General features: G+C 70.2%; 18 protein-coding genes. 10 read left to right on the top strand and 8 right to left on the bottom strand.

What is annotated here, in order from left to right:
• Nucleotides 1–183: 183 nt before the first annotated feature.
• Nucleotides 184–846 (bottom strand): ATP-binding protein, encoded by a 663-nt coding sequence (locus QQM72_RS26300; RefSeq protein ID WP_314223312.1) that lies wholly within the window; start codon nucleotides 844–846, stop codon nucleotides 184–186.
• 215 nt (nucleotides 847–1,061) lie between these two features.
• On the opposite strand from QQM72_RS26300, the gene QQM72_RS26295 reads away from it, so the two are divergent.
• Together QQM72_RS26295 and QQM72_RS26290 are read left to right on the top strand one after the other, a co-directional pair.
• The gene (locus QQM72_RS26295) at nucleotides 1,062–1,910 is read left to right on the top strand and encodes a helix-turn-helix domain-containing protein (protein ID WP_314223311.1); all 849 of its coding nucleotides are present in this window, start codon (nucleotides 1,062–1,064) and stop codon (nucleotides 1,908–1,910) included.
• Nucleotides 1,907–2,119 (top strand): DUF397 domain-containing protein, encoded by a 213-nt coding sequence (locus QQM72_RS26290; RefSeq protein ID WP_314223310.1) that lies wholly within the window; start codon nucleotides 1,907–1,909, stop codon nucleotides 2,117–2,119. Before QQM72_RS26295 ends, QQM72_RS26290 begins: the two co-directional genes overlap by 4 nt.
• A gap of 29 nt (nucleotides 2,120–2,148) precedes the next feature.
• Here the strand turns inward: QQM72_RS26290 and QQM72_RS26285 are convergent, their stop codons facing one another.
• Genes QQM72_RS26285 through QQM72_RS26275 form a run of 3 tightly spaced genes read right to left on the bottom strand, consistent with a single transcriptional unit; the run spans nucleotide 2,149 to nucleotide 3,789 of the window.
• Complete coding sequence (locus QQM72_RS26285; RefSeq protein ID WP_314223309.1) at nucleotides 2,149–3,000, bottom strand: helix-turn-helix domain-containing protein; 852 nt, start codon at nucleotides 2,998–3,000, stop codon at nucleotides 2,149–2,151.
• 23 nt (nucleotides 3,001–3,023) lie between these two features.
• The gene (locus tag QQM72_RS26280) at nucleotides 3,024–3,557 is read right to left on the bottom strand and encodes a DUF6879 family protein (RefSeq protein WP_314223308.1); all 534 of its coding nucleotides are present in this window, start codon (nucleotides 3,555–3,557) and stop codon (nucleotides 3,024–3,026) included.
• Nucleotides 3,532–3,789 carry a hypothetical protein gene (locus QQM72_RS26275; RefSeq protein WP_314223307.1) on the bottom strand — a complete coding sequence of 86 codons (258 nt, stop codon included), beginning with the start codon at nucleotides 3,787–3,789 and terminating at the stop codon, nucleotides 3,532–3,534. The genes QQM72_RS26280 and QQM72_RS26275 overlap by 26 nt, the downstream gene beginning before the upstream one ends.
• Nucleotides 3,790–4,035: 246 nt before the next feature.
• On the opposite strand from QQM72_RS26275, the gene QQM72_RS26270 reads away from it, so the two are divergent.
• The 3 genes from QQM72_RS26270 (at nucleotide 4,036) to QQM72_RS26260 (ending at nucleotide 5,459) form a co-directional block, all read left to right on the top strand.
• Nucleotides 4,036–4,524: a hypothetical protein gene (locus tag QQM72_RS26270; RefSeq protein WP_314223306.1), complete on the top strand. Its 489-nt coding sequence runs from the start codon at nucleotides 4,036–4,038 to the stop codon at nucleotides 4,522–4,524.
• Nucleotides 4,525–4,564: 40 nt separating this feature from the next.
• On the top strand, nucleotides 4,565–5,005 hold the full coding sequence (locus QQM72_RS26265; RefSeq protein WP_314223354.1) for a glycine-rich domain-containing protein: 441 nt from the start codon (nucleotides 4,565–4,567) through the stop codon (nucleotides 5,003–5,005).
• Between the two features lie 79 nt (nucleotides 5,006–5,084).
• Complete coding sequence (locus tag QQM72_RS26260; RefSeq protein WP_314223305.1) at nucleotides 5,085–5,459, top strand: hypothetical protein; 375 nt, start codon at nucleotides 5,085–5,087, stop codon at nucleotides 5,457–5,459.
• On the opposite strand, the gene QQM72_RS26255 is transcribed toward QQM72_RS26260, so the two are convergent.
• Nucleotides 5,437–6,297, bottom strand: a complete 861-nt coding sequence (locus tag QQM72_RS26255) for a helix-turn-helix transcriptional regulator (protein ID WP_314223304.1) — start codon at nucleotides 6,295–6,297, stop codon at nucleotides 5,437–5,439. The two genes, QQM72_RS26260 and QQM72_RS26255, sit on opposite strands and share 23 nt — an antisense overlap.
• A 101-nt stretch (nucleotides 6,298–6,398) precedes the next feature.
• Here QQM72_RS26255 and QQM72_RS26250 point away from each other — a divergent pair, with 101 nt between their 5' ends.
• From QQM72_RS26250 to QQM72_RS26240, 3 genes are all read left to right on the top strand, one after another.
• Nucleotides 6,399–7,121: an SDR family NAD(P)-dependent oxidoreductase gene (locus tag QQM72_RS26250; protein WP_314223303.1), complete on the top strand. Its 723-nt coding sequence runs from the start codon at nucleotides 6,399–6,401 to the stop codon at nucleotides 7,119–7,121.
• A 212-nt stretch (nucleotides 7,122–7,333) separates the two neighbouring features.
• A complete protein-coding gene (locus QQM72_RS26245; RefSeq protein WP_314223353.1) occupies nucleotides 7,334–8,062 on the top strand; it encodes an RNA polymerase sigma factor in 729 nt (242 codons plus the stop codon).
• The gene (locus tag QQM72_RS26240) at nucleotides 8,059–9,276 is read left to right on the top strand and encodes a CU044_5270 family protein (RefSeq protein WP_314223302.1); all 1,218 of its coding nucleotides are present in this window, start codon (nucleotides 8,059–8,061) and stop codon (nucleotides 9,274–9,276) included. Before QQM72_RS26245 ends, QQM72_RS26240 begins: the two co-directional genes overlap by 4 nt.
• Nucleotides 9,277–9,377: 101 nt before the next feature.
• Here the strand turns inward: QQM72_RS26240 and QQM72_RS26235 are convergent, their stop codons facing one another.
• Nucleotides 9,378–9,824, bottom strand: coding sequence for an Hsp20/alpha crystallin family protein (locus QQM72_RS26235; RefSeq protein WP_314223352.1), 447 nt, complete (start codon nucleotides 9,822–9,824; stop codon nucleotides 9,378–9,380).
• A 152-nt stretch (nucleotides 9,825–9,976) separates the two neighbouring features.
• Here QQM72_RS26235 and QQM72_RS26230 point away from each other — a divergent pair, with 152 nt between their 5' ends.
• Nucleotides 9,977–10,279 carry a hypothetical protein gene (locus QQM72_RS26230; RefSeq protein ID WP_314223301.1) on the top strand — a complete coding sequence of 101 codons (303 nt, stop codon included), beginning with the start codon at nucleotides 9,977–9,979 and terminating at the stop codon, nucleotides 10,277–10,279.
• Between the two features lie 13 nt (nucleotides 10,280–10,292).
• Here the strand turns inward: QQM72_RS26230 and QQM72_RS26225 are convergent, their stop codons facing one another.
• On the bottom strand, nucleotides 10,293–11,261 hold the full coding sequence (locus QQM72_RS26225; protein ID WP_314223300.1) for a hypothetical protein: 969 nt from the start codon (nucleotides 11,259–11,261) through the stop codon (nucleotides 10,293–10,295).
• 62 nt (nucleotides 11,262–11,323) lie between these two features.
• Nucleotides 11,324–12,406, bottom strand: a complete 1,083-nt coding sequence (locus QQM72_RS26220; RefSeq protein ID WP_314223299.1) for a GlxA family transcriptional regulator — start codon at nucleotides 12,404–12,406, stop codon at nucleotides 11,324–11,326.
• A gap of 296 nt (nucleotides 12,407–12,702) precedes the next feature.
• Here QQM72_RS26220 and QQM72_RS26215 point away from each other — a divergent pair, with 296 nt between their 5' ends.
• Nucleotides 12,703–13,152: a hypothetical protein gene (locus QQM72_RS26215; RefSeq protein ID WP_314223298.1), complete on the top strand. Its 450-nt coding sequence runs from the start codon at nucleotides 12,703–12,705 to the stop codon at nucleotides 13,150–13,152.
• Nucleotides 13,153–13,208 lie beyond the last annotated feature (56 nt).

Below are 13,208 nucleotides of genomic sequence, written 5' to 3'. Positions count from 1 at the left end.
ACCGGATCGGCTGATCAGCATCGGCTCCTGACAGAGAACGAGATTCGGTAGGGTGGCCGACGCTCCGATTCAGGTCCCTGCCGCTGCAGCCGTGCACGGAAGGTGCGGCGAGCGGTGGTTCCTCGCCTTGATGCCATGCGCTTCTCCGGTCATGCGCAGAGACGGCCCGGTGGGTGTCCGCCCTCATGCACTCGAACCACGACCCTCTGTCGCCGCGGTTGACCGGAGTTCGGCTTCAAAGCGGCTCTGAGCACGATCCAAGGCTTCGTCCACATCGCAGCCATGCACACGAAGCCAATGGAGGAAGTCCGTGATGGCGGTGATCACCGAGTCCTCGGCCACGGCCCTCCCCAGTCTCGTCGGGCCAGGTCGGTGAAGCGCCTTTTCACCGGCACAGAGCCGCAGCAAGGCCTCAGCCCGGCGTACACCCGGACCTTCCACATGGCTGTCCGGTGACTCGAGGCCCGTTGCCAGCTCACACCACGCGACTTTCCGGTCGGGACGGAGCTGCACGCCCCAGCGCGAGGCGACCGCGTCAACGAGAGAGACACCTCGGCCGCCCTCCGAACCGACGTGCATGTCGCGGAGCACGGGCAGGGCGCGCGTGTCGGGGTCGTGGACCTCGATGCGCAGGTGGACGCCGTTCATCGACACCGCGAGCCTGGCCGGGGTTCCCGGGCCGACGTGGGTGATGACGTTGGAAACGAGCTCGCTCATGCAGAGCTGGGCGTCGTCGATGACTTCCGGTAGGCCCCAGATGCCCAGATGCAGCCGCATGATCCGGCGCAGGGCGGCCACCTCCGTCGGCTCGGCGGTGAAGGCAAGGTCCCACGGTTTGCGCGTCATGCATGCGTGCTGACCCATGAGAAGCCCTTTCGTCGCAGGTGACACCCCATGAAGACACACAGCGTCACGGGATATCACGATGAGTTGCTTTGCCTCAGGGTGCAGCCTGCGAATCCCCCTGTGCAATGTGCACGGCGAGAATCCCACTTCCGAGTGATTGGCAAGCGTGCCCCTTGGCCTGAGACTGAACGTCCGCTATCCAAAACGGGGTTGATATGGCCGGATCACCGACGGCACGCCGTCGTCGTCTCTCGATCGAGCTGAAGAAGCTCCGGGAACAGTCGACGCTCACCTGCGCCCAGGTGGGCGCCGGCCTCGACTGGAGCGGTTCCAAGGTCAACCGCATGGAGACGGGCAACGGCCGGGTCCAGCCGTCCGACATCGACGCCCTCTGCCGGTTCTACGGCACCAGCGACGAACTGCGCGAGTTCCTCAAGTCGTTGGCCCGACAGGCCAAGATGCGCGGCTGGTGGCAGGTCCACGGGGCGGGGGTTCCGGAGTGGTTCAACATCTACATCGGTCTGGAACAGGAGGCGTCGACCTTCCGGCAGTACCAGTGCGAGTTGGTGCCTGGTCTCATGCAGACCCACGCGTACACCTCCGAACTCCACAAGACCGGTTCGCAGATGTCCGCCGAGGACGTCGACAGGGCCGTACGGGTCCGGATGGAGCGTCAAGCCCTGCTGATGGGTTCGGACGCGCCCGAAGCCTGGTTCATCGTGAACGAAGGCGCTCTGCGCAACGTCATCGGCGACCGTGCGCTGATGCGCGAACAGATGGAACGCCTCCTGGAAGCAGCCCAGTTGCCGGCCGTCACGCTTCAGGTCCTCGCCTTCGACTCCGGTACCTATCCGGCCACCGGCTCCTTCACCATGCTGGGCTTCCCTGCACCAGAAGACCCGGACATCGTCTACCGCGACGGAATCACCGACGCCGTCTACCTGGAGGGCGAGCATCATGTTCGTGAGTACACCCGAGCGTTCGACGGTCTGCGCGCCGCGGCTCTGAGCCCTCAGCGTTCGGTCCACCTCATCGAAACCGTCCTGAAGGAGTACGCGACATGAGCAACGCAACGCCCGGCAGGAAGAGCCGTCCGGCGTGGTTCACGTCGTCGTACAGCAACGGGGCGGGAGGGGAGTGTGTCGAGTGCGCGCTGGTGGACGACGGCGCGTTGGTACGCGACTCGAAGAGTGCGGGAGGGCCCGAGATCGCCGTACGAAGCGGGGCTTGGTTCTCCTTCCTGCGTGCCGTGAAGCGCGATGCCGAGAGCTGACCGCACCTGAGGTGATGCCCGTTGCCGGATTACCGCAGCGCCTCGATCGCCCGCAGTATCAGCGCCCGGGCATCCGCTCCGTAGACGGCCATGCGGCGCAACCGCTCGAAAGCCTTGATATACAGGGCGATCTCCGAAGGCTGGGTGATGTTCACCTCGGCGGAGATCAGTTCGACGGACACGAGAGTGTCGTCGTGGACGTCGAACGTCTCCTGCGGCCAGAGCGTCCGTTCGCGGGTCGACATCGGGATGACGCCGAGGGACACCGCCGGGAGCGCCCCGGCGGTCAACAGGTAACCGAGCTGCGCGGCCATCGCGTCCGCGTTGCCGAGCTGGTAGTACAGCACGGCCTCTTCGACGACCATCACGAAGCGGTGGCCGGGCTCATGGATGATCCGGGAGCGCTGGAGGCGTGCCGACGCGGCTTCGGCCGCGTCGTCGGGAACCTCGAGAAGGCGTGCGTTGGTGCTGAGCAGCGCCCGCGCGTATCCCTCTGTTTGCAGCAGCCCGGGCACCAGGACCGGGGAGTACGTGCGCAGCAGGTCCGTTTCCCGGTAGAGCTCCACGTAACTGTCCTGGAGCTTGCGAAGTCCCGCCCGCACGCGTTGCCGCCACTCGCGGTAGAGGGACTCCGCGTCCTGGGAGGCCGCGATCAGATCCTCGGCCTGGTCCTCGGCGCCGGTCGCACCGCACCACGAGCGGATGTCCGCGGGGGACGGGGGCGTCCGGGCGTTTTCGATCCTGGACGTCTTGGCGTGGTGCCAACGGCATTGCGAGGCCAGCTCGGTGACCGTGAGGCCGGCGTTTCTCCTCAGGTCGCGCAGTCGCCGCGCCACGTTCTCGCGTGCGGCCTGGGCGGAGGAGGACGGGGAGATGGACATGAGCTGGCCGAGGACGCTTTCTGTCAGTGGATCTCGTAGTCGTCGTGCGGGACGGCACGCTCCCATACTGCCTCGAAGGCGTCGGAACACTGCTTGACGAGGTTGGGTTCCGTGCGCAGTTCGTTGGGTGTGCCACTCCAATCGCCGTTGCCCGCGAAGTGGTTGAAGAGTACTTGGGCGTCGTCGAAGATCCACAGGTCGGCGCCGGGCAGCATCAGGTCGGCCGCCTGCCGACGCGGCAACCAGCGCACTCGTTCGCCCGCCCGCACGTTGACGACGGTTCCGGCGTGCTCGTAGCGGATGTAGGCGGTGACCGGCTCGGACACGATGCGGGCCCGTCGTACGACGACCCCGCGGGCCACTGTTCGGGAGATCAGGTCCACCCAGGGCGCCCAGTACTCCGAGCTGGGATCGGCGTCCCGCCGGCCGGTGCGCAGCCAGGTGTCGTAGTCGTCCGCCTCGTCGCCGACGGCGTACTCGTCACGCATCTCCAGGTGTACGGCGGAGTGTTGCGCGGCCTCCATCAGCTCGTCAAAGCCGGGTACGTTCTGCGACATCGCAGGCCTCCCGCAGGATCGGCACCAGGCGTGCTGGGATGCGCACGACCGTCTCGTGGTCGGGGATGCCCTTGGCGTGCCCCGGTGCCGGGTTCTCCACGCACTGGGCTCGTGTCGGCTCGTCCGCCGTGTAGCTCTGGATCACGATGTCAGAGGTCTCCAGGTCGACCCACGCTGTGGGCGACCCGTTCTTTCCCGTATCCGGGTCGATCCCGATGAACCGTAAGCGCATGGCTGCCTCCGTATTGGTCCTGTGCGCTGATGTGCACCAAATTTCCCGCCTCTGAAGCGTCTGGTCAAGGCCACAAAGCAGCCAGACATCGCATTTGAGATGGTGTGCACATCTGTGCACATCTCTGGCTGCACCGCGTGCCTCGGCCCTAGCTTCGGCAAGGTGACCTTCGAGACGAGAACTCGGGCTCCACAACCCGTCCCACCAGAAACAGGGATCCGCCTCCACACCCGCGCCGTCCGCGAGTTGGCCACTGCCTACTGGCTGCTGTCGGCTCACCCCATACCCGGCAACGCGGCGGCGGAGTGGACGGAACAGGGCATCGCGCTGCTGCCCCTCGGCACCGTCATGTCAGCCGTACGGCTGCCGCAGGACCTCGTGCGCGCCGTGGCCGACAGTCATGAGCGCGAAGACATCGACTCGTTCCTCCGCGAGGCACTCGATGCCGGTCCGGTCATCTGCGATCCGCAGGGCGCCCGGTACTACGCCCTTGTCCCCGCCTGCATGCCCACCAATTGGCGCATGGCCGTCCTGGAATGGCGCGCGCTGGGCGTGAAGTGCCTGGGCCCCGGCTCCTATCTCGGAGTACCGAGACCGCAGTCCGTCTGCCTCGAAGCCGGTACGCGGAACTCCTATTGGGCCGTGCCCATGCCCTCGGCAGGCGCACTGTGCCGCCCCCTCGACATCGCTCGGCTCATCGCCGCCGGAAAGCAGCTGACGGGCGATGAGCAGTGAAAGCACGTTCCCACGCGAAGGAGCTCACCCCATGGCCCCCATGGCCCCCACCGCCGTCACCACCCAGACCCGCACCGGCCGCTCCCTCGTCACCGATGTCGAGTTCGAGACTCTCGCCGCGTTCTGTGCCGACGAGTACGGCCTGGAGCGCTGTGTCGCCGACCGGGTCGTCGATCAGGCCCTCGCTCTCGTCTTCGTCATGGGGTCGAGCGGTGAGGGCGGGAGCATGGCGCCGTCGCGGCAGGTCGACCCCGGGTGGCACACGCTCATCCTGCACACCGGCTGGTACGCCGACTGGTGCGCGCGCAGCTTCGGCTACTTCCTGCATCACCAGCCGAACTCCAAGGTCCGGACGCGCGGGCTGATGGTCGACGTCGTCGGCAGAATCCGGGCCGCGGGCTTCGACGTCGACGAACGGCTGTGGGGTACGGCCGCCGAGTGCAACCCGCCCGCCTGCTGCGGCGACGGCCCCTGCTGCTGAGCATCCCCTTCCCCGCCGTGCGGGCCGGCCGTCTCCACGGTCGGTCCGCCCCGCCTCACGCCAGAACGGACTCGCGCCCGTGTCCCTGACCGAGCTGACCGCGATCAGCCGCGTGACCGTCTTTCCCCTCGAAGGCCTCAGCGTCGCTTACACCACGCACTCCAGCGACGGCCGCGGTCTCGGCGACGTCGGGCTCGTCGCGGTCGTCGACGCGCAGAGTGACGGCGACGAACTGTGGCGGCTGGCACGCGGCCTGGGCGGTCGCCTCGACGTTGGCGACCAGGCCCGATGGATCCTCACCCAGGCGAGTCGCGCCCGGACGGTCATGGCGTACACGGACCTGCCGGACACGTCGTGGACGGCGTACATCCGTCGGCACGTCGGACTCGAGACGCTCTTCGCCAATCACGAATCCTTGATGACCGGCCGGATCACCATGCCGAGGAATCACTGACGTCGGGCTGCTCGACGAGCGGCTGAGGGCCCAACACCGCCAGGAGTTCGAGGCGTTCCGCGTCCCGCGTGGCCGGTTCGGCGGTGTAGATCATGATGCGGAGGTCGGTGCCGGCGACGGTGAGGACGTCGCAGTCCAGGGTGAGGGGGCCCACCTGGGGGTGGTCGATCGTCTTGCGCGAGGCCTCGTGGTGGCCGACGGCTCCGGAGTCCCAGAGTTCGGCGAAGCGGGCGCTGTTCGCCCGGAGATCCGCGATGAGTTGACGCAGGCGCCGGTCCGCCGGGTAGCGGCTCGCCGCCGTGCGCAGGTCGGCGGTGACCGCGGCCTCCAGGGCCCGGCGGGACTGCGGTGTGTGGCGGACGCGGCCGCCCGAGCCGAGGAACGCGCGCCAGGCGCCGTTGCGTTCGCGGCCGTGCCGTTCGCCCATGAGGGCCGTGTAGAGCGGGTTGGTGAGGAGGAGCGTCCAGGACGCGTCCGAGACCGCCACCGGTGTGCCCGTCAGGCGGTCCAGCATCCGGTGGACGCTCGGCGCGATGTACGCCGGTACCGTGCCCCGGCCGGGCGGTACGAGGCCGGCGGTGTGGAACAGGTGCTCGCGCTCGGCCGGGGAGACGCGCAGCGCCCGCCCGAGGGCCTCGACGACCTGCTCCGACGGGTTCTCCGCCCGGCCCTGTTCGAGGCGGGTGACGTAGTCGACCGAGATGCCCGCCAGCATCGCCAGTTCCTCGCGGCGCAGTCCGGGGGCGCGCCGGTGCCCGCCCGAGGGCGGTCCCGCCGCCTCCGGCGCGACCCGGTCCCGCCAGCGTCGTACGGTACGTCCGAAGTCCGTGCTCGCCATGTCTCCACTGTGCACCGGACCTGCCGGTTCTTCCTGGTACCGGCAGTCCCAGGAAGACGGGGCTCCTGGCTGCTCACCCGCCGTCGTCGCAGCCTGGAGCCATGACAACGACGAACAGGACCACGACACTCATCACCGGGGGCAACAAGGGGCTCGGGTTCGAGACCGCTCGTCGGCTCGTCGGCGCGGGGCACATCGTCTACGTCGGCAGCCGCGACGCCGAGCGCGGGCGGCGGGCCGCCGAACGGCTGGGCGCGCGCTGGGTCCGGCTCGACGTCACCGACGACGACTCCGTCCAGGCCGCGGCCGAGGCCGTCGAGGCCGACGGCGGCCTGGACGTACTGGTCAACAACGCGGGCATCGAGAGCCGCGGCGCCGACAACGGCATCGTCGGAGCCGCGGAGGTGACCGCCGAGCACATGCGCGAGGTGTTCGAGACGAACGTCTTCGGCGTCGTGCGGGTCACCCACGCGTTCCTGCCGTTGCTGCGGCGCTCCCCCGCGCCGGTCATCGTCAACGTCGGCAGCGGCCTTGGATCCCTGAGCCGCGTCACCGACGCGGGCACCCCGGCGTACGCCTATCCGGGCGTCGCCTACCCGGCCTCGAAGACCACGGTCAACATGATCACCGTGCAGTACGCGAAGGCGTTCCCGGCCATGCGGATCAACGCGGTGGAGCCCGGCTTCACCAAGACCGACCTCAACGGGAACACCGGCGTCCAGAGCGTCGAGGAGGGCGCCGAGATCATCGTCCGGATGGCGCAGGTGGGTCCCGACGGGCCGACCGGCGCGTATCTCGACGCGGCGGGGACGCTGCCCTGGTAGCCCCCGCCCCCTGGTGGCCCCGCTTTCCCCGGTTCGGAGGGGTGTGACCCACGGCACTGGAACGGTCTCCTACACGCCGGAGAGGTAGAGGTGTGAGTTCCAACGATGCCGATGGCGAAGGCGATGGCGATGTCGACGACGATCGCGAGGGCGGGGGCGAGAGCCGTGACGGTCGGGGCCGTGATGGTGAGGGCCGTGACGGTGACGGGCTTCTGCGGGCGCGGGTGCGGGGCGGGGAGCGGGCGGCGTTCGCCGAGCTCTACGAGTTGTACGCGACGGCCGTGTACCACCACGCCCTCCGGCTGACCGGTGACTGGTCCGTCGCCGAGGAGGTCATGTCCGAGACGTTCCTCGCCGCCTGGCGGGGGCGCGGGACCGTGGAGGCCGAGGGCGGTTCGCTGCGGCCCTGGCTGTTCGGGATCGCCACCAACAAGGCGCGCAACGCCGACCGGAGTCTTCGCCGACGGCTCGCCTTCCTCGCCCGGCGGGCCGAGGCGGGAGCCGGGACCGGAGGCGACGACGCCGTCGGTGACTTCGCCGAGGACGTCGTCGGGCGGGTCGACGACGCCCGACGGCTCGCCGAAGTACGGCGGGTGCTCGGGCGGTTGCGGCGGCACGAGCGGGAGGTCCTCGCCCTGTGCGTGTGGGGCGGTCTCGACTACGCGCAGGCCGCGGAGGCCCTCGGCGTGCCCGTCGGAACGGTTCGGTCCCGGTTGTCCCGGGCTCGTGCCCGGCTTCGGGAGATCGTCGAGGGGGAGACACGGCAGTCCGGGCCGGCGGAGCGACGTACAGAACGGCGTTCCGAACGAGGTGCGGGACGGCGTACGGGACGGCGTACAGGACGGCGTACAGGACTACATACGGAACCCCGCTCCCGTCGCGGAGAGGTGGAGAGTGAGACCGCGTTCGCGGTCCTGCCCATTCAGGAGGAAGCCCGATGAACGCCACTCCCGCCGGGTCCGAGCAGGAGGAGCGCGCGGAACTCGAGGAACTGCGGCGGCTGTTGCCGGCCGGTCCCGTCGAGCGGCAGGTGCTGTCTCCCGGGCGTCGCTCCCATCACAAGGACGTTCTGATGCAGCTCATCGACCACGACCGCGGCCACAACCACAATCACAACCACAACCACAACCACAACCACGAGACAAACTACGCCGATTCGCCGGTTCGGGGCCGCCCGCGGCTTTCGCGGCCCGCTCTCGTGGCCGGTTCCGTCGCCGTCGCCGTCGCGTTGGCCGCCGGGCTCACCGTCGGGATCGGCGCGGGGCGGGGCGAGAGTGGTACGGCGGCCCGGACCGGTGCGAGCAGTACGGCGGGCGGGGGCGGGAGCCGTGGCGCCGTCGTGACCCTCGACCGGATCGCCGCGGTCGCCCTGCGGACGGACGTCGAGCCCGTGGGCGACGGCCAGTTCGTGTACGTGCGCAGCAGGGGCGCCGGGAACGAGGGCGTCTTCGACGGGCCCGTCGAGCTCGGGAAGATGCACGAGCGGCAGGTGTGGTTCTCGCAGCGGCAGGGGCCCGTGACCGACGTCGGGCTGATCCGTGAGTACGGGCAGGACTGGCCGGTCGAGATCGGCGTGCCGGACGGTACGGATCCGAAGGACGCCGCGGTGCCGGCCGGGTTCGACCGGCCCACCTACGCCTGGCTCGCCTCGCTGCCCACCGATCCCGACGCCCTGCTGAAGCTGCTCTACGCCGATACCCGGGTCGAGCAGGGGGAGGACGAGGACCAGGAGGTCTTCGGCCGGATCGGCGATCTCATCGGCGAGCAGATCATGCCGTCCGCGACCGCTGCCGCGTTCTACAAGGCCACCGCCCGGATCCCCGGTGTGACCGAGGTGGCCGACGCGGTGGACGCCGTCGGCCGGCACGGCATCGCCATCGCCCGGGAGGACACCCGGCACGGCACCCGCACCGAGTGGATCTTCGATCCCGGCACGCTCGGCTACCTCGGCGTACGCACCGTCTTCAGCCGCGACACCGAGCGGGCCGAGGCGGGGACGGTCTACGACACCAGGGCGGTGCTGGAACGGGCCGTCGTGGACAGGAGCGGGCAGGAGCCGGGTGAGCGGCGTCGGGCCGGGCGCGGCCGGCCCCTGACGTCGGGCGGCGCCCCGGCTGCCCGGGAATTCGGGAGCCCGGCAGCCCGGCGGCGGTGAGGGATGGGGGCCTGGCACCTGGCACCCCGGTGGTGCTGGGGCCCGGGGGAGCGTCGGGGCGTGGTTGCCTCGGCGCTCCCCCGGGCCCCGTCAGGCGCCCGTCATCCGCTGAGCTGCCTGCGGTCGTTCCTCGCGCCGCCCGTGATCTGGATACGGCGCGGCTTGGCCTGTTCGGCCACCGGGATGCGCAGGGTCAGGACGCCGGCCTCGTAGGACGCGTCGATGCGGTCCGTGTCGAGGGTCTCGCCCAGGAAGAGCTGGCGGGTGAAGGTGCCGGTCGACCGCTCGGCGACGATCAGCTCGGCTCCCTCGGGGGCGGGGGAACGGCGCTCGGCGCGCACGTTGAGGACATTGCGTTCGACGTCGAGTTCGATCGTCTCCGGGTCGATGCCGGGGAGGTCGAAGTGGACGAGGAACTCGTCACCCGACCGGTAGGCGTCCATCGCCATCGCCGCGGGGTGGTGTTCGGTGCCTGTTCCGGTGCCGGGGCCGAAGAACTGCTGGGCGAGTCGGTCGAATTCACGGAACGGGTCGGTCCGCATGAGCATCACGGGTCACTCCTTTCCTGGGTGCTGGGTGCGATGCCCTACGCCTTCTTATATAGCTCGCGGGAGGAAAGTTGACAAGCCTCGGCTCATGTTCGTGGTGTCGGCGGGTCCGCGCGTTAGCCTCGGGGCGACCGAGGAGAGGGCAGGAAGACATGGCGAAGGTTCCCAGCGCGGTGATCGCCGCGAGCGGTTTGGTCGGCGGGTACGGCGTGGCCCGGTGGACGAGGAAGCGGCCGCTGGGCGGGGCCGTCCTCGCCGTCGCGGGGGCCGCGGCCGCACAGCAGTGGCGGCGGCAGGCGGGCGGGAAGGCGGCGGGGGCGCTGAGCGTCGCGTACGTCGCCGCCTTCGCGGGGTCGCATCCGCTGGCGAAGAAGGTGGGCGCCTGGCCGTCGGTGTTCGGCGTGGCGGGCGCGGTCGCCCTCGCGTCGTGGGCCGTCGCCGACCGGCGCGCCTGAGCGGAGGCCTGACTCAGGGGGACGACGGCGGGTACGGAGGGTATGCCGTCGAGGGGGCCGAGGGAGCCGAGGGCGCGGTGTACGGCGACGGGGCTCCGTAGCCGGGCTCCTGGCCCGCCACCGGCGGCGTCGGCTCCCACTCCGGATCGGGCTCCCACTCCGGATCGGGCTCCCACTCCGGATCGGGCTCCCACTGCGGCTCTCGTCCCAGCGCCGACGTGAACGTCATCCCGTACCGCCGGTTCAGCCGTCGTATCTCCCACACCGACAGAGCCGTCACCGACAGGGGACCGCCCAGCAGGAACGGGTAGAGGACGAGGGGCGGTGCGGCCACTTCGGGGCCGTCCAGGCAGCTCAGGACGAACAGGGACCACACCAGGAACGGGGAGACCAACGCGGGCAGCAACTCGTGCACATCGCCCACGCGGAAGCAGGAGTTGAAGGAGTACCAGACGCAACTCAGCACCGAGAAAGCCCCCATGACCACGAGGACGAGGCAGACGGGGAGGACGAGGACAAGAAACGGCACGAACGCCGCCACCGTGGCGAGTATGCCGTGGGAGTGGATCTCGCTCCACGGGATGATCTCCCCCCGCAGCAGCTTGGCCAGCAGCGTGCCGCCGCCACCGGCCATGATCGCGCCGATCAGCAGCGCGCGAAGCGTCTCTCCCGGTGCCTTGAGACGCCTGACGTAGACGCGACGCAGCGGGGGACGCGTCGCGGTGATGAAGACCGCCACGGCGAGAAGACCGGCCGTGCAGAGAATTCCGAAACCGGCCACCAGGTCCACCAGCTTGCCCAGGACGAACTCCGCGCGCCCTTCGGCCAGCGGGTAGGACACCAGCATCCATCCCGTCGCCGTGAACCCTGCCAGCGTACGGCCGGACTGGAGCCGTTTGATGACGGGATCCTGGATCTGACCCGGGCGTGGGTCGGCGGCCCCGGCGCCGATCTCGAGGAACTCGCGAACCGTACGGAACATGCCGTTGAGATCCCTGCCGTCGCTGCTGACCAAGACGTTCGGCGGATCACCTTATACGATCTTTACTTCCCGGGCTCGGCTGCCGCCCCCTGCCCCTGTGTCCGTGTGCCCCCGTATCCCCGTATCCCCGTGTCCGTGCCGGTGTGTCCCTGCGTCTGTCCCTGTGCCCCTGTGGCCCCCGGGCCCTCAGGACCCTCCCCCGACCGGAACGCCCGCCGATACCCCTGGGGGCTGGTGCCGACCACCTTGCGGAAGCGTTCGCGGAACGCCGTCGGGGAGCCGAAACCCGCCTGGGCGGCGATGCGTTCCACCGGGTACGCCGTCGACTCCAGCAGGTACTGCGCGCGCCGTACCCGCGCCCGGTGCAGCCAGCGCAGCGGTGTCGTGCCGGTCTGTTCGCGGAAGCGGCGGTTGAGGGTGCGGGTGCTCATGCCGGCCCGCCCGGCGATCTGCTCCAGGGTCACCTCCCGGCCGCAGTTGTCCTCCAGCCAGGCCAGTACCGGTTCGAGAGTCGCCCCGGCGGGCGCGGGCGGCAGGTCGTGGACGATGAACTGAGCCTGGCCGCCCTCCCGTTCGAGCGGCATGACCGACATCCTGGCCGCCTCTGCGGCGACCGCCGAACCGTAGTCGCCGCGGATCATGTGCAGGCACATGTCGAGGGCCGCGGCGGCGCCCGCCGAGGTGAGGAACTGGCCGTTGTCGACGTAGAGGACGTTCGGGTCGACCGTCACCTTCGGGTAGCGCTCGGCCAGCTCCCGCGCCGCGATCCAGTGCGTCGTCGCGCGCAGTCCGTCCAGCAGGCCCGTCGCGGCGAACAGGAACGCGCCGACACAGACCGAGGCGATCCGGGTGCCGCCCGCCGCCGCGTCCCGCAGGGCCTCCGCGACGCCGATCGGCAGCTCGTCCGGCGGTTCCGCCACCCCGGGCAGGATGATCGTGTCCGCCTCGGCCAGCGCCTCGAGCCCGTACGGCGCCCGCACGGTGAACGCCCCCGCGCTCACCTCCCCGGTGGGGGACGGCGAGCAGACCCTGACCCGGTAGGCCGGGCGACCGTCGGGCAGCCGCGGCCGGCCGAAGGCGTCGATCGGGGCGGACAGGTCGAACGGGACGACCCCGTCCAGGACCAGTACGACGACGGTATGCATGGCAAGAGCGTAGGTGCACGACGGATTACGGCCACTCCTGCCCCCTGGTTGAGGAAAGCCGCCGACCCTCGGCCCCTGGTAGCCCTGGTAGCCCCTGTTAGCCGCGACGGCCACCGGTGCCGGTCGCTGGTCCCCGGCAGCCGACAGCCGACAGCCACCGCCCCTGCTCGTCGCAACGCGCATCCCCACCGCCCCCACCACCCCCCACCAGCCCTTCCCTCCCCCTGGCGAGAACCCGTCGCCCTCTGGCATTTCCGCCGCTTCTGCGGGACGCGCGCGCCGCCTAGCGTCGGGGCGTGACCAAGTTCCTCCTCGCCGTGCACGTCCTCGCCGCGATCGTCGCGATCGGGCCCGTCACCGTCGCCGCCAGCATGTTCCCGCCCGCCGCGCGCCGCGCCCTGGCCGCGCCCGACGACGCCCGCGCGAGCGAGACCGTGCGGCTGCTGCACCGCATCTGCCAGGTGTACGCGGCCGTCGGTCTCGCCGTCCCCGTCTTCGGGTTCGCCACGGCGGGCGCGATGGGTGTGATGGGCGACCCCTGGCTGGTCACGTCGATCGTGCTGACCGTGCTGGCCGCGGGTGTGCTGCTGGTCCTCGTACTGCCACGGCAGGAGGTGCTCGTCGAGGGCGCCGGGGCGCGGGAGACCACGGTCCAACTCGCCATGTTCACCGGGGTGTTCAACCTGCTGTGGGCGACCGTGACGATCCTGATGATCGTCCGGCCGGGGTCGACGACGGGCGCCTGAACCTGGACCGGCCGTCGGCCGGTGACCGGCGACCGGCGACCGGCGACCAGGTTTTC

This window comes from Streptomyces zaehneri (assembly GCF_032248645.1).
GTDB lineage: Bacteria > Actinomycetota > Actinomycetes > Streptomycetales > Streptomycetaceae > Streptomyces > Streptomyces coriariae.
This window is presented reverse-complemented; position numbering and strand designations above follow the sequence as displayed.

Bases quoted from the DNA above. Each gene is read 5' to 3' on its own strand.
- QQM72_RS26295 (WP_314223311.1), top strand. From the start codon at position 1,062: ATGGCCGGATCACCGACGGCACGCCGTCGTCGTCTCTCGATCGAGCTG.
- QQM72_RS26300 (WP_314223312.1), bottom strand. From the start codon at position 846: ATGACGCGCAAACCGTGGGACCTTGCCTTCACCGCCGAGCCGACGGAG.
- QQM72_RS26290 (WP_314223310.1), top strand. From the start codon at position 1,907: ATGAGCAACGCAACGCCCGGCAGGAAGAGCCGTCCGGCGTGGTTCACG.
- QQM72_RS26240 (WP_314223302.1), top strand. From the start codon at position 8,059: ATGAACGCCACTCCCGCCGGGTCCGAGCAGGAGGAGCGCGCGGAACTC.
- QQM72_RS26250 (WP_314223303.1), top strand. From the start codon at position 6,399: ATGACAACGACGAACAGGACCACGACACTCATCACCGGGGGCAACAAG.
- QQM72_RS26255 (WP_314223304.1), bottom strand. From the start codon at position 6,297: ATGGCGAGCACGGACTTCGGACGTACCGTACGACGCTGGCGGGACCGG.
- QQM72_RS26275 (WP_314223307.1), bottom strand. From the start codon at position 3,789: ATGCGCTTACGGTTCATCGGGATCGACCCGGATACGGGAAAGAACGGG.
- QQM72_RS26220 (WP_314223299.1), bottom strand. From the start codon at position 12,406: ATGCATACCGTCGTCGTACTGGTCCTGGACGGGGTCGTCCCGTTCGAC.
- QQM72_RS26225 (WP_314223300.1), bottom strand. From the start codon at position 11,261: ATGTTCCGTACGGTTCGCGAGTTCCTCGAGATCGGCGCCGGGGCCGCC.
- QQM72_RS26285 (WP_314223309.1), bottom strand. From the start codon at position 3,000: ATGTCCATCTCCCCGTCCTCCTCCGCCCAGGCCGCACGCGAGAACGTG.
- QQM72_RS26280 (WP_314223308.1), bottom strand. From the start codon at position 3,557: ATGTCGCAGAACGTACCCGGCTTTGACGAGCTGATGGAGGCCGCGCAA.
- QQM72_RS26235 (WP_314223352.1), bottom strand. From the start codon at position 9,824: ATGCTCATGCGGACCGACCCGTTCCGTGAATTCGACCGACTCGCCCAG.
- QQM72_RS26265 (WP_314223354.1), top strand. From the start codon at position 4,565: ATGGCCCCCACCGCCGTCACCACCCAGACCCGCACCGGCCGCTCCCTC.
- QQM72_RS26230 (WP_314223301.1), top strand. From the start codon at position 9,977: ATGGCGAAGGTTCCCAGCGCGGTGATCGCCGCGAGCGGTTTGGTCGGC.